This is a genomic window from Mycobacterium sp. NPDC004974 (assembly GCF_053600815.1).
This window is the reverse complement of record NZ_JBSGAQ010000008.1, coordinates 201,385-219,317: the sequence shown is the minus strand read 5'-3', so window position 1 is coordinate 219,317 and position 17,933 is coordinate 201,385. Positions and strand designations below refer to the sequence as shown.

The following is a 17,933-nucleotide window of genomic DNA, read 5'->3' as shown; positions in this document are numbered from 1 at the left end:
CCGTCGCTTCGAGCCCCAAAAATCTCTGAGTCGGCAGTAGGCCGGCCCGCCTTAATCTGGTTGACGACGGAACCGGGGGACCAGATGTTGCGAGCGATGGTGTGTACGTCCGTGCTGTTGGCATTCGGGATATCGGTGACGGCGTGCGGCCCCCGGACAGAAGCGCCAGCACAGCCGGATCAATCGAAGGTCTTCTTTCCTGGGACAGTTCAGACCTACGGGCTCGACCTCACACCGACCGACCAGGACCACCTGGCCGAGTTGTACGCGCTTCGTCAGATCGATCCGTGCGGCTTCGTCGACCGGAAAGCCCTGGAAGACAACGGCCACAAGGACTTCAGCTACACCTACACCGCCGCGCACGCGATCGCCGTGGAGGGCGTGTCCCCGGTGTTCCCGATCGGCGGAGACGGCTGCACGATCGCCTTCCCGTCGATGACGGTGGGCCTCGAACTCTCGGTCGCAGCGGGTGAGCGTCGGGGCAATGACATGCAATTCAGCCCCGACCCGGCGCACCCGGGCGTCATGCAGCGGACGTCGATGTGCACGTTCCGCGCCCCGATTCCACTGACGGGGTTGGAAGGCGCGCCCGCGTCGATGCGCGATCCCGTGCTCGAGGTGACTCCGATCAACATCGCCGATGGACGGGTGGAATTCGACGACTCCGCGCTGTGTGAACTCGGTGGCGTGATCGCGGGTGGCGTCGCGGCACACGTCGAAGCGAGCGGGGTGCCGGTGCATTCCGACAAGTCCTCAAGTGCGACGCGGTTTCTCACTGCCGATCCGTGTACCGCTGCGGCGGACGTTCACGCGGTGAGCTTCAAGTGGTGGGAACCCAATCCAGAGGCGCAGTGGCCGACCACCTGGCGGCATCCCAGCGTCTGTGAGCTGCAACGGGAAAGGGCCGCTGACGGCCCCGCGGCCCGGTCGGCCATCGTCAAGTACGGGCTCGCCGTCTGGTCCGACGATGTTGTCCAGTCTCCGTCAGGGAATGTTCCTGTCCGCAGCGAGCAGGACGGTGTGCAACTGCTCGACTTCAGTTCTGCCGAATCACCCAGCTGTTCCGTCATCGCCAAGACCGATGTCACCATCGAACCGACCGACGTCCGAACCGGTGCACCCGACCTGGCGCCATCAATTCCCGTGGTCTCGGTCTGGCTGAACGCGCCCGCGGGGGAGAACTGCGGTGACAACGCCAAGCGGGTGGCACTCGCGGCTGTCCAGCGTGCGAGCTGAGCGTTGTCTACCGCCTGTATTCGTCGAGCAGCTGCGTATCTGCGTCGACCAGTCGTTGAACGATGTTGAGGTAACTCATTTGTCGGATGCCGATCTCGCCGTTGGGCATTCCGGGTGTGCGGGCCTGCTTGACGATGTCGACCGCCTCGGCCGAACGGTCACTGATCTGTTGCAGATGCCGGCCGAGCGCCGGGTCGTCGACCCGATCGGCATAGCGGCCCAATTGAGCTGACCACGCTCGGTACTCGGACAGGTCTGGACCGCCAGGTGCGATCCGGCCGGGGTCGAGAAGATCCTGGTGGTCACTGATGTAGCCCACCACTGTCCGCGCGGTGCGGCAGTCGCGGCCGGAAACGTGGCTGAGCCAAGCGGTTGCGAGTCCGGCTGCGACAACCAACACGAGGACCAGACCGACTCGAAGCCAGCGCTGACGGGCCGTCGGTACCGCAGGCGCCACGGCCTGAGCGACCGCGGCGGCGACCTCTGGATCTGCGTCGGCCGCGGCACGCAACCGTGCCAGATGTGGCTCGCGGCGACGCCGGGCCCATTCCGGCCACACCTGGAGGACGACCAACACCACGGCAAGACCCAGATAGGTCAGCCCCAGCCGCGGCCGGTCCGCGACGAATTCGAGGACCGGCAGCAGAACCGCGAACAATCCGATGAGCACCCAGCTGAGACGGCGGCGCGCCGGGGTGACGCGGTTCCGATATCCGTGGGCGAGGTCGGTGGCCCGCACGGTCGCAGTCAGGACGGCCGGGTCAGTGGGTATCGGTTCGCCGCGTACCGCACGGGCGACAGCGGTGCGTTGCGGCGCGGTGAGCCCGTTCAGCACGGTGGCGTAGGTGTTGACGACGGGCTGGGTGAGCAGGGTGATCAGGATGCCGGCCAACAGCCCGAACACGGCCAGGCCGGACACCATGACCCAGGCCGGCCATGGTGTCCACCAACGGTATTGCGGCTGCAGTACTGCCCAGCAGAACAGCAAGGACCACACCGTCATCCACGCCGACGTGACCAGCCAACGAGCCCACCGCGGGGCGATGTTGTACCAAACCCACAACGGACGACGTCCTTTCGACGGATGGCGCTGAGTTCAGCTGACTTCCTGCGATTGTGACATCGCTCGTCGAGGGCTGGTTGCGCTAAATTCCGTCACCAGGTCAGTTGAACGCGGTGCTGCCCGAGACGGCGTGGGTCTTGCTGATGAGCTTGGCGTAGCAGTGGTTGGAGTCGAAGCCATGGGAGCTGCACCAGGCCAATGCCCCGCTCGCGTCGGGGTAGGAGATCGGCGCGATGGTGACCCAGAAGTTGGGCGCATCGAACGTCGACCAGTCGCCAGACCACAGCAGCTTGGCGTCGTACTCCTGGCGCAGGCGCAGATGTTCCTCCAGCGTCAATGCGTTGTTCCATACGACACCTTCGTCGACGACTCCTGGCCGCTTGGAACTCAATTGCGGCACCCATCGATCGGAGCCCTGGGTGCTCACGACGGTGTGGTCTTCCAGCGAGATCTGCCGTAGCTGCGCGGAACTCGACACTTCGGGGTTGCGGGCTGCCGTCGGTGTGTAGGACGGCGTCGTCGGTGCCGGCACCGTCTTGTATACGGTCGGCCCGGCGACGGTCACGCTCGGCGGTGGTGCGAGCGCTGATGTCTGTGCCGGGGACGAGTTGACCGTCGGCGCAGAGTTTTTCGAGAGAAGGAGACCGATGACGAGGCCCACGGCGCCGAGCAGAAGTGCAGACACCAGTCCGACGGCCGCCAGCGGCACCAGCGGTTGCCGCGAGGGCGTGCCGGCATCCGGGGTGCCGGGTGCCATATGCGCGAAGACCGGTGGTGCCGTGAGCACTGGTGGTGAAAGATACGGCGCCATCATGGTTTCCGCGCTGGCCGCGATCACCTCGTCCGTCGTGTGTAACGCGCGTTGCGCGGCGCGACCGAATGCGCCGGCGCTGCCGTAACGGTCGTCGGGTTCTTTGGCCATGCCGCGCGCGATGACGGTGTCGAGGGATGTGGGGATTCCCGCGTGGGCCGTACTGGGCCGTGGGGGCGGGCTGGAGAGGTGCGCCGCGATCAGCTGTTCGTGGCTGTGGGTGGGAAAAGGTGCATCGGCGGTCAGCGCCTCGTAGAGCACACAGGCCAGCGAGTAGGTGTCGGCGGCGGGCGAGCACGGCTCGTCGCCGAACCGTTCCGGGGCCATATAGCTGAACGAGCCGATCCGCATGTCTGCCTGCGTGAGCCGCGAATCACCTTGGGCCTGAGCGATTCCGAAATCCAGCAGGTAGGCGAAGTCCGTGGGGGTGACGATGATGTTCTGAGGCTTGACGTCTCGATGGATCAGTCCTTGAGCGTGAGCGGCGTCCAGTGCGGCGGCGATCTGCTCGACTATGGTGACCGCGCGGCGGGGTTCGAGAGGACCTGTGTTGATGAGGTCGTGCCGGGTCTGTCCGCGGACCAGGCGCATGTCGATGTAGAGGTTCCCGTCGATCTCGCCCCAGTCGTGAATGGGCACGACGTGGGGCTCCTCCAAACCTGCCGCCGCCTGCGACTCGCGTAGGAACCGGGTCCGGAACTGCTCATCGTGCGCAAACTCCGCGCGGAGGATCTTCAGGGCGACGGTCCGGCCCTTGTCGACGTCGACGGCCTCGTATACCTCGCCCATGCCGCCTCGGCCGAGCAGCGCGGTCAGCTCGTACTTGCCGAAACGGCCACCCACGCGCGGGTTGTTCTCGACCATCCTGTGCCTCCTCGACTGGCGAACAGGCGAACGTAGCGTGGGGTGCTGACAAGTTTATTCGCGGTCGCCGATTCCGTAGTGGGAATTGACGCGTAGTTGGTGCCGGCACGCCTGACCTTCAGGCTGCCGTCAGGGTTGGCCGGCCGGGGTCAGCTTGATCGCGGTGAGGTGCAAACGATCGACCGCCTCGCTGAACTCCTCCAGCGTGGGGATGCGCTGATCGCGGAACGTCAACCCCATCATGCGCTGGGCGCGTTTGAGGCCGTAGGACTCGGCGCAGCGCCGGAACAGATCGGCGACGCTCGCGCGGTCCTCGATGAGTTCGCCCCGCATGGTCGTTGTCTTGCCGTCATGGAGGACCTCGGCGGTGGCACCGTCGCGGAAGTTGCGCTTCCATCCGGCATCGGTCATCGCATAGAGGGTGTTGTCGATGACGTGTGCGCTCAGCGGAATCGCATACTGCCGTCCGGTTTTTCGGCCGCGCACCGTAAGGACCATGAACTGGTGGCGTGCGGGGCCGGCGAAGGGCGTGCGCAGCATGAACCGCAGGGCCGGGTTGACGACGCGCATCATCGCTTTCGGCGGATGCGCCACGGTGATCGCGGGTGATTGCGCTGTCATGACCTCACGCTAGGCCGATTGTTCGACGATGCCCAGGGTGTCGGTGGATGCTCGGCGATGTCCTCCAGGGCTTGTGTCGACCGAGATCGACTTCGGGGTGGTGCGCATCGGCACGGAGGAATGTCGAAGACCTGGCGTGCCGGGCCGCGGGCCATGGGCTGCGGGTTGAAGGGGGAAACCGTCAAAAATTTTGACGGCCTTGCCCCGATCAAGTCGCACACCCCCGTGGCGTTCATCTCGATCAGGGCCGGAATCACGATGTCGCGGGTGACAGAAGCGACGAGCGTGGCTTCCCTTCAGTCGGTCACCTCGTCGAAGGTGAATCCAAGCTGAGCCAGTAGCGGTCCTACGATCGCCTGAACTTCCTCGAGGAAACTCGTCGTTATGTTGGTCCGTTGGTCACCGGTGGCACCTGCTGATTGTGGCGATGCTGGGACGCGGCCAGACGAAGCAATTCCTCGAGCGGTGGCTGAAACGCCGAACGTGTGTCCGGATCCAGTGTTTCGAGGTGCGCGGGTAGCTTTTCGACGACCGTCGTAACGACGATGTCGTTGGACGGCTCCCGCAAATCGAGCATCGGCACGTTATTCTCGTGCAGCTCAACGACTTCTGATCTCTTCGGTCCCTCAGGGAGCTGCTCGGCGAGGAAATCGAACAAAAAGTGGGTAATCGACGAATTCCATGACCAATTGCCGTCGACGAATCGAAGGAATCCGTTCATTTGCCCCCCAACAACTCGTTGCACATAGATTACGTCCAGCCTGGGGTTGCTCGGCAGTTCACTAGGTTCGTTGTATTGCGGCCGGCCCCCCTGCGCGCGACCATGGCGGTGTGGCCGGCTTCGTGAACGTCCGGGCCTACGCCGAGCTCAACGACTTCTTGGAAGCCGACTCGCGTAGTCAGACCCTGCGTCGTCCCTGCAAGAGCCACCAGACCGTCAAGGATGTGCTGGAGGCCATGGGCATTCCGCACACCGAGATCGACCTGATCCTGGTGAACGGGGATCCTGTCGGGTTCGAGCATCGACCGGCGGTCGGTGATCGCATTGCGGTGTACCCGATGTTCGAGGCGCTCGACGTTGGGGCGACGGCCCGGCTCCGGCCGGAGCCGCTGCGGCATCCGCGGTTCGTGATCGACGTCAACCTCGGCCGGCTGGCACGGCTGCTGCGCCTGCTCGGGTTCGACGTCTGGTGGTCCAATGACGCCGACGATCAGGCTCTGGCCGACATCAGCGTCGAACAGCAGCGAATTCTGCTCACCCGAGACCGCGGCCTGTTGAAGCGCCGCGCGATCACCCACGGTTTGTTCGTCCACTCCCAGCTGCCGGAGGAACAGACGCTGGAGGTACTGCGGCGGCTGGATCTGCGGCGGCGGATAACGCCGTTCACCCGGTGCGTGCGATGCAATGGGCGGCTGGCCGCGGTGCCGAAGGAGGCGGTGATGGACCGCCTTGAGCCGTTGACCCGCCGCTACTACGACGAGTTCAGTCATTGCCCGGACTGCGGTCAGATCTATTGGCCCGGTGCGCATTTCGCGAGACTGTCCAGCCTCGTCGACGGGTTCCTCGACCGACTCTGATCGTTGGGGCCGAATCGGATTGGCTGGGTGCGAAGGAATTTGGATCCGCTCCCACTCTCACTATAAGGCCGGAGGTGGGGCTTGCGGCAAGGCCCCTGACGTGCTGCACAATCCTTCGATCCGTGACGAGATGGGGGATGTTGTGACGAGTACGCCGATACCGTTTGAGGTGCACGAGTCTGGTGCGCTGCTGCACGGCACCAAGGCCGACCTGGCGGTGGGTGATCGTTTGGTGCCCGGACGCGAGTCGAATTACGAAGCCGGCCGGATCATGAACCATGTGTATGTCACCCGCACATTGGATGCCGCGGTGTGGGGCGCGGAGATGGCCGCCGGCGAGGGGCGGGGCCGTATCTACATCGTCGAACCCGAGGGTGCGCTGGAGGACGACCCGAACGTGACCGACAAGAAGCTTCCCGGAAACCCGACCCGCTCCTATCGAACCCGTGAGCCGGTGAAAATCGTCGGTGAGATCACCGACTGGGTGGGGCATTCACCCGAGCAGCTGCAAGGCATGCGCGACGGCCTGGCTGACCTTCGCCGGCGAGGGTTGGACGTCATCTACGACTGATTTCGCGGGCCGCGCCGCTGTGCTGCTGTTCGCTCGATACGGGGATTTGTGGCCGCCCGCCGTACCCTTCCATGGTGAACGCGATCGACCCCGACCAGCTCAGCACGTGCCTGCGGGTGCTGTCCGAGGTGCACGAACTGCCTCCCGAGCACCCCGACGCCGTTGCTGTGCGCCTGGCCACCGCGAAGATGTTCAAGGCGCTGAAGAAGGCCCGCCGGACCGCCAAACGCGACGCGATCGCGGCCGCTGACCGCGCCGTCATCGCTGCCACCGCCACGGGCGCGCCCGGACGGATCGACGACGAGACCCAGGGTTTGCCGCTGGTATCGACCGCGGTCGGGGCCAGTGCGGGCACGCTGCTGCGCTCGCGGGCCTGCTACATCTGCAAGAACCACCACACCGTGGTCGACGCCTTCTACCACCAGCTTTGTCCGGAATGCGCCGCGATCAACCGGGCCAAGCGCGACGCCCGCACCGACCTGACCGGGCGCCGGGCCCTGCTCACCGGCGGGCGCGCCAAGATCGGCATGTACATCGCGCTGCGGCTGTTGCGTGACGGCGCGCACACCACGATCACCACCCGGTTCCCCAACGACGCGGTGCGCCGCTTCGCCGCGATGGAGGACAGTGCCGACTGGTTGCACCGGCTGCGGGTGGTGGGGATCGACCTGCGGGATCCGGCCCAGGTGGTTGCCCTGGCCGACGAGGTGGCCGCGCAGGGGCCGCTGGACATCCTGATCAACAACGCCGCGCAGACGGTGCGCCGCCCGCCGGGCTCGTATGCCGCGCTGGTCGAGGCCGAGCGCACCCCGCCGCCGGCCTTGGTGGACGTGGTCACCTTTGACCACGTCAGTGACGCGCATCCGCATGCCCTGGCCGGGAGCCTCGGCGAGCACCCCGCCCCACACGCGCTGACCGAGCTGGCCCTGACCGCCCGCAGCGCCTCGCCGGAGCGGATTGCCGCTGGGACTGCCATTGACGCGGGTGGGCTGCTGCCCGATACCGCGTCGGTGAACAGCTGGACCCAACGCGTGCACGAGGTCGACGCGATGGAGCTCCTCGAAGTGCAGCTGTGCAACCAGACCGCGCCGTTCATTCTGGTGAGCCGGCTGCGCCCGGCGCTGGCCGCGTCACCCGCCCGACGCAAGTACGTGGTGAACGTGTCCGCGATGGAAGGCCAGTTCGGCCGCGGCTACAAGGGACCCGGGCACCCGCACACCAATATGGCCAAGGCCGCGCTGAACATGCTGACCCGCACCAGTTCCGGCGAGATGCTGGAGCAGGACGGGATCTTGATGACCGCGGTCGACACCGGGTGGATCACCGACGAGCGTCCGCACCCGACGAAGCTACGGCTGGCCGAGGAAGGCTTCCACGCACCGCTGGATCTGGTGGATGGTGCTGCGCGCGTGTATGACCCGATTGTGCGCGGGGAACTGGGCGAGGATCTGTATGGGTGTTTCTTGAAGGATTACTCGCCGGCTAGTTGGTAGGGGCGTCGTGGCCGAAGCGTGAACGGGCATCAATCAGGTTTCGACAGCGCCGGGGGAATCGTCGTACGACTGACAAGTCCGTGGTGGCGCGGTGGCGCGCCGGTTTCATGGCCCGAGCGCTGTGCGTACTGACGGCGGGTCTCACGTTGGTCGGGGTGGGTTCGGATTCGCGGGCTTTCGCCGACCCGTCCCCGGGGGGCAGATTCGCTCGCCTCCTTCTGCGAAGACAACGGCGGAACCTGGGATCAGGCCGGTGGCGTCTGCACGCGCACGGTCACCAATGCTCGCCAGATCGCTGTGGAACTGTCCGCCAAGTACCCCGAGGACCTGCTGAACGACCAGACAGCGGGACCACCGCTGAAAGAGTTTGTGCGCGATTTCTTCACGAGGTTCGGCGACCCGGACGACGGCCTGGTCCGAAATGGACAGGCGGACTTGACCTACCAGACATTCGAACATGCGCCAGGAATCCGGTCCGTTGTGTTCAGCATCTTCTGGTACCTCGGCGGAGCGCACCCGAACGATGAGATCACCACCTTCACCTTCGACTTGCAGCGCGGCAAGCAGCTCGCCCTCGCAGACTTGTTCTGTCGGGGCATCGACCCGCTGACCGCTCTGCCTCCGCTGGCGCGCCCTTACGTGAAACGTGAAGTGACCCAAGATGTTGACATCGCCCAATTCGATCCCGGGCACAGATACAACTACACCGACGACTACCGAGCGTGGTACCTCGACGGGTCCGACCTCGTGCTGGTCATGCCGGCCGCCCGCTCCGGTCCTGCGCGGGCCGGGCTATGGCAGCCGCATATCCCGTTGGCGGAGTTGAATTCCATTCTGCGCGAAGGCAGTTGTGCGGTTTGAGGGTCGCTTGAACATGGCGCTTAAGGCACGTCACCCGGCGATCGGGCGACGCACATCCAGCTGGGCCAGGTCGGCTGCGATACGTCCGGCCGACCATCCGGCGCCGTTGGACGCCGACATCGTGCAGGGAATGGTCGATGGGAAGTGCCGGTTGGTGAGGTCATCGGTTGCCTGGCTGCGCGCTGCTAGTACCGGAAGCAGTGTGCCGAGGTCCACCTCGGTGGCCACCGTCGTAGAAGTGGCGGTGAGGCGTTCACCGATGCGCGCGGCGTACGAGAGAAGAAATGATTGGCGAAAAGAGCGCGTCCGGGCCCGTCCGTCGCTGGTTGTGCGGCCCGCGGCCAGCATCGCCCGGTTGGCTTGGACCAATAGTGAAGTAGAAAGCAGCTCAACGAATTCCAGATCGCATTCGGCGCCGATGACGGCGACGAATCCGAGCTTCTCCGCACACACCATCCGACACCGGTTGGCTGTTGCCACAGACTGCACCAGTGCTGCCTTGGCGATGACGTAGGGACTGTCGATCCAGATCCGCCGGGCGGTCGCCTCCGCTGCGCGACCTTGCTCGTGATCGCGGATCGCATGCTGCAGCGAGTATCTGCTCATCAGTTCTTGCGCCTTGGCCGAAAGCGCTTCCGCTTCTTCGGGAAACTTGGTGGCCTCTGCCTTGGCCAGCAGCCCACGCACTCGGCTGAGCGCTTTCGCATCGGCCGTGTTCACCGCGACCGCCGAATGCTGGTGCGCGCCGGGCAACGGCAGCAACGGCTCGAGGATGGGAAGGGTCCCCAGCAGCCGCAGCACCTTCAACACGACCGTCACCGCTGTGTGATGGTCGACGGCATTCGTGTCCGCCCAGTCCCACATCTGCGGAGCGCCGTGATCGATGCCCGAGGGCAACGCGGCGAGCTCGGCGCGCCATCGCGGGTGCAGTGTGGCGACGGGATAGTGCCGGGACTCGCGAACGACGGCCTCGGCCAGGTAGCCGGCTGCCGCTGCGTCGAGACGGCGACGAGCGGACTCGTACAGGTCATTGGGCGACCAACCCACCTGCCACGCTCTGCTGATGGCACCGGCCAAGGTGCCGTCGGCGGCAAGGTCGAGATCGTGTGCCCGGCCGGGGAACTCGTCGAGCAGCTCAGCGGCGTGGAATTCCGCGTCGTGGTCGGGACACAGTGCGGAGTTGTACAGTGCCGCGGTGAGGCGGTCGAGAAGGGTGACCCGGTCGTACCCGGGATCGGTGCTCCAGCGTTCCCTTTGTGGCGTTGCGCGGCGGTTCTTGTGCTTGGCGGCGCGCTTCTAGCGGTTGCGGCGGCTCATGTCTGGAGTGTGGTGGAACGGTCCGACAAGTACCGTCTGCTACCGCGGGCGTTAGGTTCCTGCTCATCGCCGGGCACAGGTCATCGACCGCAATTGGCCGGTGTGTAGCTCGACGCCGTCGCTTGCAGGGCGGCCCGCTGGGCTTAGGACGGATCCGCGTACCGGCGGGGTTCGACAGCTGGGAGGTACCGTTGGTTATCCAGCGCCGGACATTCGCTGACCCCGTGCGCGTTTGTCACTAGGTGCGGCGGTTTCCCGAATACGCTTCCGCGCATGACATCGGCATCGTGGAGCGTCCAACCTGGCGAAACCCTGATCAGGGAGGAGATTCATCGTCGCTTTGGCGGGAATCCGCAAGCGGGCATTGCCAGGTCAGGCACTACGGCGAATGTGATCGTGTACTCCGACCCAGAGAAGGCTGGCGACAACGGCTACGACTTCGACGGCTGGGATGTCGGAGAGGAAGTCTTTTACTACACCGGTGAGGGCAAGGTCGGTGATCAGAAGATGGACCGTGGTAACAGGGCCATCGCCGACCATGTTGCCGACGAGTACGCGTTGCGGCTGTTCCTCGCCATCGGGAACAAGCCCGGATCACAGACCCGCATTCAACGCTATCTTGGGCAATTTGCGGTCGATCTGGAGCGGCCGTACGAGGTGCGGGCGGCACAAGGGACAGACGGAGTCCTCCGGAAGGTTTTCGTGTTCCGGTTGAAGCCTGTCGGCCCGGTTGTGACCGACAACGTCCCAACACGGTCGTCGTAGGCGAGCCGCCAGCGGCCGAAGTTCCGTGATACGGGCCGTCCGGATTGCTTCGGCTGGGAGGCAACTGGATCCTGCAACCTGCTCGTATTGCGCCCGGAGTCTTGCATTGGTGCGAAGCCTCTACTGCCGTGAAACGCCGTTAGAGACGACAGGGTGCCTTCCGCCGGCGGCATGGGTGCTTGGTGGACTCGCCGACGACGGAGACATGTTGGCAAAGGGGCCGCGCACTCCCGCGTCGGGCATGCGTCCCGCACACAATCTGTCATCGAGCAGTGCTGGCGTGAACCAGATACGCAGGTCGCCAGACCTAAAGACGACATCCGGCGTCTGTGTTGATCGGGGCCTGAGCGGCGGGAAAACGCCCGCCTGATGTACGCAGTCGGCGAACCGACGGTGGATGTGGACCGCAATGTTGACGGTCTGCGCTCATTTGCCGGACGCAAGGGCCATAATCATCGCTAATTGACGCAAGTGGCGGACGGCGCATCGTCCTTCGCCTTGTGATCGGGACTCGTCACGAAGGGGACGCGATGGCTGCCGAGCATGGAACCGACGACGTGCGTTTGACGCGCGTGAGTTTGCCGATGGAGTCGAGGTCGCCAACGACGAGATATTCGGTGAGGTGCTCAGCATGACGGTGCTCAAGCGTCTGACAGAGCCAGCGAGAGCAGCGCTGAATTCGGCGTTGGCCATCGGTTGTCGATAGGTCGCGAAGAGATTCCGCGGGTAGCGCCGAGTTTCTGCCTGTAGTTCAGCATTCAGGATCTGCGGGCAGAACCACTTGTCAGTGGCCTATGCGAATCTGTGCGGCTCTCTCGATTTGGATCGAGGACTGGGAGAAGGAGTGTCACATGCCCCGGTGTTTCGTCACCCGTGTGGTCGGGTTGGCCGTGATCGTGGCGTGCCATGGCTGAGCCGACCCCGAATCGCAAAGTTAGGCCACCGAACTTGACGAAGACGACGTTGACGACATCGCCGGCAGCGAGGACGACGAGGTAGAGGACGAGTAGCCGCCACTCTGAGTTGCGAAGATCCAGCGAATTGCAGTGCCGACGATGGATATATCAGGTCGGCGAACGAGCACGTTAACTCTTTCTGCGCCAAAGGCTTTGCGGGCGCGGTCTCTGAAAGATGGAACCTGTAATGAAGATTCAGTCAGTACGTATAAAGAACTTTCGCGCGCTCAAGGACGTTTCGATCAGTTTCGACGCGGTGACGACCTTCATCGGACCGAACGGTGCAGGCAAATCAACAGTGCTTCGAGCACTTGACTGGTTCTTCAACGGCGGCAAGACCGGGATACTGACGGGGAAGGACTGTTCCTTCGGTGCTTTGGATGAGGACATCGAAGTGCAAGTCACCTTCGCAGGTCTGACTGGTAGGGACCGCGAGGAGCTGGGGAAGTACGCGCCGGATGGCACGGCGACATTCACCGCGTGGAAGCGGCGCTCGCCTGATGGCTCCGAAGTGCTCTCCGCCAATGCGAAAGGGTTTCCCGAGTTCAATAAGATCAAGAGCGCTCCAACCGTAACAGAGAAGAAGGAGTTCTATGCGGCGCTGCGTGCCGATCATCCTGAACTCGAGCTTGTCGCTGCTTCGAGCGGAACCGCGATAGACCAGGCTTTAACAACGTGGGAGGCGGCGAACACCGACAAACTCACGCCCGTACCGGAAGTGCTCCAGACCAACTTCTTTGGGTTCAATAGCGGTGGCAAGATGAGCGGTCTCTTCGACTTCGTGCTCGTGACCGCGGATCTTCGCGCGAGCGAGGAGTCACTCGATGCTAAGGCAAGCATCATCGGACGCATTCTCGAGCGGTCCGTTGATCGGACGGCCGCCGATGAAGAGATCGCCAGGATTGTCGAAGAGAGCCGGGACAAGCAGCAGAAGGTCTACGACGAGAAGTTCAAGGCGCAACTCGAGGGGGTGACTGAACAGCTTAATGAGGTCGTCGCTAGCTACTCGCCTGGGCGACTAGTCTCGGTTGCTCCGTCGGAAATGGAAATGAAGCCACCGCGCACGACATTTGACGTTTCTATCCTCGACGGCGAGACGGAAACTGCTGTCGGCGGGCAAGGCCATGGGTTCCAACGCACACTTCTGATCTCAGCACTTCAAGTTCTCGCGCAGTCAGGTTCTGCGTCAGCTGAGGGGGTTATCTGCCTCGGCATCGAAGAGCCAGAGTTGTTCCAACACCCGATTCAGGCGCAGGCCTTCGCCAGGGTCCTTCGTTCGCTTGCAGAGAACGAGGGAAAGCGCATCCAAGTGACGTACGCAACGCATAGTCCTTCTTTCATCGAGGCTCGACAGTTCCATCAAGTGCGTCGTCTCACTCGATCTTCCTGCAAGAAACCTGTTGTGACTGTTCACTCGGCGACGGCTGCTGAGGTAAAGGCGAAACTCGTTGGTTTCATTGAGGAGTCGAGGGTTGATCGTCAACTCGACGGCATCATCGCGGGCCAGCTATCCGTGGCGCTATTCGCGCACCGTGCTCTCATTGTTGAAGGCACGACCGAGTCGGCCATTTTCTATGGGTTGGCAGACCGTGACAACATCGCTTCACTCGAAGCCAGCGGGGTTTCGATCGTTCCGGCGGGCGGGAAGTCCAATATTCCACTGTTGCACGCCATCCTCACATCGCTCGGCATCCCGGCCTATACGCTGTTTGATGGCGACGGCGGCTTCGAGGCGAGGGCGAACGGGAAGGCAGCCGAGAAGGTCGAGGACGAGCGGAAGTCCCATGTCGCTGCGAACCGTTCCATCTTGCGTTACTTCGGGCTCGCTGAAGTCGACTTCCCTGCCGAGCAGGTAACAGATTCGGTTGCGATCTTCGCTGACCATCTAGAGGGCTTCCTCGCCGCCAACTGGCAGGAGTGGCAGGAGGCATGCGACGCGGTCGAGGCTGCCGCCGGTATCTCGCTCAAGAAGAATCAGCTTGCATATCGGACCGCGACGTTCGCAGCGGGCGGATCGGTTCCCGAGATGCTGACGCAGATTCTGGTGAAAACGAGTGAGGCGTAAGCATGCAAGTGATCAAGTGCCCAGTGTGGGCAGATATTCACTATCGATATGGCGGGCTACGCCGACATCGTCAAGTAGTTTTGTAATAGCGACTTCGAACAGCAGCTGTAGCAACAGACGGGTCCCCCTCAGCCATACCGGATGCATCAGCAGAGTATGAGGTCGCGACCCGGTTCTTCAATTTAGAACGGGTCGCACCCTTCGTTCCAGTAGTGGTCCCAAGACAGAGTCTGACTCACCACGCCAAAACTGTTGAGCCAAGAGGGTTCTGCCCCCGTAAACACGCCGCTGATGTAGCGCACCTCATCGAGGTCCGGTCCGTCTGGATGCACCGAGACGAGCGCGAGGCGGTGATCAGGTGCGGCGTTCAGAGCGAGCAGAACTTCCGTGCGGGTAATACTGAATGTGTCGGCACCCACGATTCGAGCCTTGACTTCAATCCGGAGATTGGGGTCGCCAGCGCGCTTGGACAGGATGTCAAATCCAGGGTTGTTGGAGGCTTGTTCAACTGGAACGCGGCCGAGGGATCTCTCTGCGACTAGCACTGCCTCAACTCCGCGGCGCTCTATCGCCTTCCGTGCTGCGGGGTCAGTGGTCATCGGGTCCGCAGATGCATCTGCGGGGGACGGCACAACTAGCGCAGTTGAAATAATCTTTGGTGGAAGAGGATTCATTCGAAGCTGTTTCTCGATTAGTGCTAGGCGCATCTCTAAACGAGCGACCAAGTCGCCGGCGCGCCTTCGCAACGTATCTCCTGAAGTGCGCACCCGCCGGCCGGCGGCGGCCGCGGAGTCGACGCGGGAAGCCTCAGCTTCAAGTCGGTTGATTTCGCGACCTAGTCGTTCCTTGACAGCGTCAGCGAGACGTTGGTACTCGGTGGTCCTGCGCGACGTAATCTCCTCTGCAAATGCGGGCAGCTGGTGGGACACCACCCATTGTGTGGCGTTGGTTTCGCCATCTGCGAGCCAGGACAACTCGTTATGTTGCGTTCCCTGCTCTGGAGTTTTGTAGTCCAGGTAGGGAGCCGGCCCAGCGTCGACGATGAAACCGTGAGAGTCGGCCAGTGTGTAGCCAAAGCGTTGAGCGATGGTCGCGCCTGTCGCATCCTGAATCTCGTTCAGAACTCCCACAAGTAGCGAGGGCTCGTCTAAACCATCGGCTTCCAGAACTGTCCCGTTTTCGAGGACGTTCTGCAGCCGATCGACGGTGAGACGCAGCACTGCATCGTGAAGGGCATGGCCCGGTGCTAACAGTTCGGCCCGTTCGACACCCGGGCCGTCGATTCTCGCAAGGTCGAAGGTCACACGGTGGTAGCGACGCGCAATAGGTAACCGCGTGGACTCCCTCACTACTGCTGGGACGTGTGTGATTTCGAATCGATCGTTCTCTCGCACGTCGATTCGCCCGCCGAGTTGCCGGAACGCTTCAGTGAATGCGTCTCTGATGAAATGAGGCTGCAAGCGTCGGGCCCGCGCCTCCTCCATCTGGTCGCGCAGTTTGTCGAGGTCGTCCTGGGGCAGCATGTCGTGTGTCAGGGCATTGTCAGTGACAAGCTCGTGGAGTCCTTCGACCACACCGGCGTCGATTGTTTCCTGCATTCGCTGCTGCACTTCATCCTGTTCTCCGTAGCGAATCGCCTCACGGAGTAGGTCGGCGAGTTTGACATTGCCTAGCGCAGTCCCTAGTACGTCGAATACCTTGCCGCCATATGCGGCTCGCTGCTCTTGAATCTTGTCAAGCAGCCGCCGAAACACCTCACCCTCACGTGTATCGCGAGCAACCATGTTCCAAAGTTGGCAGACATCCTTCTGCCCGATCCGATGGATGCGGCCGAATCGTTGCTCAATCCTGTTGGGGTTCCAAGGGAGGTCGTAGTTGACCATCAAGTGGGCAGCCTGCAGATTGAGCCCTTCGCCAGCGGCATCGGTCGCGAGAAGTATCTGTACTGCTGGGTTGTGGGTGAACTCCTCAGTGACACGTCGACGTTCGAGGCGATTTACACCTCCGTGGATCACAACCACTGCATCGGGGCGGCCGATGAGTCTGGTGATCCGATCTTCCAGATAGTCGAGGGTGTCGCGGTGTTCGGTGAACACGATCAATTTGTGGCGCGTGGCATCTGGCTTCTCGAGGATCTCGCTTTCGAGCACGCCACGCAGCTGTATCCACTTGCTGTCTTGCTGGCTCAGTAGGACATTCTCTGCGATGCGGGCGAGGTCGCGAAGTTCTGCGACTTCGGTTTCGAGCTCGGCAGCGGTAAGCGCAGCGCTAGCACCGTCGAGAACCGCCTCCTCCATCGTCTCGAATTCGTCAGCGTCGTATTCGTCCGGATCGATATCCTCGCCGAGGTTTTCACCGAGTGGGTTGAGAGATGCCTGCGCGATTCTGCCGGCGAGCAAGTGGTCGCGAGTCTGTTGCAGCCGGTCTGCCCGCCGGCGTAACGACTCAAAGATCGCGCGCGGGCTGGAAGCAAGCCGGCGTTGCAAGACAGTCAACGCGAACCCGAGCGTGAGCTTTCGCTTTCCCTCAAGACGGTCGGCTCGATTCATGCCCTCGCGCACATACTCGCTGACTCGGTCATAGAGGTGCATCTCAGCAGAAGACAATGCATAGTCGACCGTCGTGGCGTATCGCTCAGGAAACAGCTTCGTGCCCTCGAACGTCAGCAGGTCTTCTTTGATCATGCGCCGCATGAAGCCGTCGGCGACATTCGCGTGTGCCCGGCGAGGACCACGCCCGGCGAAGCGGTCACCGTCAAGAAGCGAGAGGAATGTCTCGAAGTCTTCTTCTTTGCCGTTGTGGGGGGTAGCGGTCATCAAGAGGAGATGACGGGTGCGGTCGGCCAGGAGCCGGCCCAGCTGGAAGCGCTTCGACTCGGTGAGCTCGCCGCCGAACCATGAGGCACTCATCCGGTGGGCTTCGTCGACGACAACGAGATCGAACTCGGCCTCGTGCAACTGATCTAAAAGTTGAATGTTGCGCGCCAGCTGGTCCATTCGCGCGATGAGCAATCGCTTCGATTCGAATACGTTGGCACCCGGCGCGACATCCAAAGAACCAGGGGCGAGGATGTCGAACTCCATGCCGAATTTGAGCCGTAGCTCGTCCTGCCACTGCTCCACGAGGCTTCCAGGCGCGACGATAAGGCATTTCTTGACATCGTCGCGGAGTAACAGCTCTTTGATGTACAGGCCCGCCATGATGGTCTTGCCGGAGCCGGGGTCGTCGGCCAGTAGGAATCGCAATGGGGTTCGAGGGATCAGCTCGCCGTAGACGGCGCGAATTTGGTGGGGGAGCGGTTCAACTGCACTGGTCGACACTGCGAGCATCGGATCGGAGTGGCTTGCGAGAAGGATGCGCTGCGCTTCTGCAGCTAGACGGAACTCTTGAGGGTCAGCATCGAACGGGCGGCCGCAGGGATGGTGAATGTCGAGGGTTGGATCGTCGGCGCGATAGAGCACTCGCTCTTGGATGGAACCATCAGGCGTCCGATAGACGACCTGTTTTGCGTCCGCGCCAAAGGGGATGACCGCGATTACCTCAACGGGCGTGCCAGGGATGATTCCCGTGAGTTGCATGCCATTCGCGATTGCGTCAAAAACTTCCGCCGTCGACATCCATACTTCCTATCAGGGATTGAGCCGGAGCCTGCCTACTCGCCAGATTGGGGGACTGGGGTGCCGTCGTTACTCGCTTTAGCAGGGCTAAATCTTGACCGGACGTTTCCAGAGT

General features: G+C 62.9%; 14 protein-coding genes. 8 read left to right on the top strand and 6 right to left on the bottom strand.

The genetic code is table 11. The features are described from left to right. Positions 1-111 precede the first annotated feature (111 nt). Positions 112-1,236: a hypothetical protein gene (locus ACWEFV_RS19725; protein WP_450071374.1), complete on the top strand. Its 1,125-nt coding sequence runs from the start codon at positions 112-114 to the stop codon at positions 1,234-1,236. Positions 1,237-1,243: 7 nt separating this feature from the next. Here ACWEFV_RS19725 and ACWEFV_RS19720 read toward each other — a convergent pair whose 3' ends face one another. The 3 genes from ACWEFV_RS19720 to ACWEFV_RS19710 all read right to left on the bottom strand — a co-directional run bounded on the left by ACWEFV_RS19720 (position 1,244) and on the right by ACWEFV_RS19710 (position 4,595). Next, positions 1,244-2,299, bottom strand: a complete 1,056-nt coding sequence (locus ACWEFV_RS19720; RefSeq protein ID WP_450071373.1) for a hypothetical protein — start codon at positions 2,297-2,299, stop codon at positions 1,244-1,246. Between the two features lie 100 nt (positions 2,300-2,399). Then, positions 2,400-3,974, bottom strand: coding sequence for a protein kinase domain-containing protein (locus tag ACWEFV_RS19715; protein WP_450071372.1), 1,575 nt, complete (start codon positions 3,972-3,974; stop codon positions 2,400-2,402). 129 nt (positions 3,975-4,103) lie between these two features. Then, positions 4,104-4,595, bottom strand: a complete 492-nt coding sequence (locus ACWEFV_RS19710; protein ID WP_450071371.1) for a hypothetical protein — start codon at positions 4,593-4,595, stop codon at positions 4,104-4,106. Between the two features lie 120 nt (positions 4,596-4,715). Here ACWEFV_RS19710 and ACWEFV_RS19705 point away from each other — a divergent pair, with 120 nt between their 5' ends. Then, the gene (locus ACWEFV_RS19705; protein ID WP_450071370.1) at positions 4,716-4,928 is read left to right on the top strand and encodes a hypothetical protein; all 213 of its coding nucleotides are present in this window, start codon (positions 4,716-4,718) and stop codon (positions 4,926-4,928) included. Positions 4,929-4,977: 49 nt separating this feature from the next. On the opposite strand, the gene ACWEFV_RS19700 is transcribed toward ACWEFV_RS19705, so the two are convergent. Next, positions 4,978-5,316 carry a hypothetical protein gene (locus ACWEFV_RS19700; protein ID WP_450071369.1) on the bottom strand — a complete coding sequence of 113 codons (339 nt, stop codon included), beginning with the start codon at positions 5,314-5,316 and terminating at the stop codon, positions 4,978-4,980. Between the two features lie 110 nt (positions 5,317-5,426). Here ACWEFV_RS19700 and ACWEFV_RS19695 point away from each other — a divergent pair, with 110 nt between their 5' ends. The 4 genes from ACWEFV_RS19695 to ACWEFV_RS19680 all read left to right on the top strand — a co-directional run bounded on the left by ACWEFV_RS19695 (position 5,427) and on the right by ACWEFV_RS19680 (position 9,098). After that, positions 5,427-6,173, top strand: a complete 747-nt coding sequence (locus ACWEFV_RS19695) for a Mut7-C RNAse domain-containing protein (protein WP_450071368.1) — start codon at positions 5,427-5,429, stop codon at positions 6,171-6,173. Positions 6,174-6,303: 130 nt separating this feature from the next. Further along, positions 6,304-6,744 (top strand): NAD(+)--rifampin ADP-ribosyltransferase, encoded by a 441-nt coding sequence (gene arr, locus ACWEFV_RS19690; RefSeq protein WP_450071417.1) that lies wholly within the window; start codon positions 6,304-6,306, stop codon positions 6,742-6,744. Between the two features lie 74 nt (positions 6,745-6,818). Then, on the top strand, positions 6,819-8,237 hold the full coding sequence (locus tag ACWEFV_RS19685) for an SDR family NAD(P)-dependent oxidoreductase (RefSeq protein WP_450071367.1): 1,419 nt from the start codon (positions 6,819-6,821) through the stop codon (positions 8,235-8,237). 297 nt (positions 8,238-8,534) lie between these two features. Continuing rightward, positions 8,535-9,098 carry a DUF3298 domain-containing protein gene (locus ACWEFV_RS19680; protein ID WP_450071366.1) on the top strand — a complete coding sequence of 188 codons (564 nt, stop codon included), beginning with the start codon at positions 8,535-8,537 and terminating at the stop codon, positions 9,096-9,098. 30 nt (positions 9,099-9,128) lie between these two features. On the opposite strand, the gene ACWEFV_RS19675 is transcribed toward ACWEFV_RS19680, so the two are convergent. Next, positions 9,129-10,145, bottom strand: coding sequence for a DUF2786 domain-containing protein (locus ACWEFV_RS19675; RefSeq protein ID WP_450071365.1), 1,017 nt, complete (start codon positions 10,143-10,145; stop codon positions 9,129-9,131). A gap of 543 nt (positions 10,146-10,688) precedes the next feature. Here ACWEFV_RS19675 and ACWEFV_RS19670 point away from each other — a divergent pair. After that, entirely contained in the window at positions 10,689-11,180 is a 492-nt protein-coding gene (locus ACWEFV_RS19670) for a hypothetical protein (RefSeq protein ID WP_450071364.1), read from the top strand. 1,143 nt (positions 11,181-12,323) lie between these two features. After that, positions 12,324-14,201 carry an ATP-dependent nuclease gene (locus tag ACWEFV_RS19665; protein ID WP_450071363.1) on the top strand — a complete coding sequence of 626 codons (1,878 nt, stop codon included), beginning with the start codon at positions 12,324-12,326 and terminating at the stop codon, positions 14,199-14,201. A 182-nt stretch (positions 14,202-14,383) separates the two neighbouring features. On the opposite strand, the gene ACWEFV_RS19660 is transcribed toward ACWEFV_RS19665, so the two are convergent. Continuing rightward, complete coding sequence (locus ACWEFV_RS19660; RefSeq protein ID WP_450071362.1) at positions 14,384-17,818, bottom strand: helicase-related protein; 3,435 nt, start codon at positions 17,816-17,818, stop codon at positions 14,384-14,386. Positions 17,819-17,933: the final 115 nt, after the last annotated feature.

Bases quoted from the DNA above. Each gene is read 5' to 3' on its own strand.
- ACWEFV_RS19700 (WP_450071369.1), bottom strand. From the start codon at position 5,316: ATGAACGGATTCCTTCGATTCGTCGACGGCAATTGGTCATGGAATTCG.
- ACWEFV_RS19660 (WP_450071362.1), bottom strand. From the start codon at position 17,818: ATGTCGACGGCGGAAGTTTTTGACGCAATCGCGAATGGCATGCAACTC.
- arr (WP_450071417.1), top strand. From the start codon at position 6,304: ATGGGGGATGTTGTGACGAGTACGCCGATACCGTTTGAGGTGCACGAG.
- ACWEFV_RS19705 (WP_450071370.1), top strand. From the start codon at position 4,716: ATGTCGAAGACCTGGCGTGCCGGGCCGCGGGCCATGGGCTGCGGGTTG.
- ACWEFV_RS19715 (WP_450071372.1), bottom strand. From the start codon at position 3,974: ATGGTCGAGAACAACCCGCGCGTGGGTGGCCGTTTCGGCAAGTACGAG.
- ACWEFV_RS19665 (WP_450071363.1), top strand. From the start codon at position 12,324: ATGAAGATTCAGTCAGTACGTATAAAGAACTTTCGCGCGCTCAAGGAC.
- ACWEFV_RS19710 (WP_450071371.1), bottom strand. From the start codon at position 4,595: ATGACAGCGCAATCACCCGCGATCACCGTGGCGCATCCGCCGAAAGCG.
- ACWEFV_RS19670 (WP_450071364.1), top strand. From the start codon at position 10,689: ATGACATCGGCATCGTGGAGCGTCCAACCTGGCGAAACCCTGATCAGG.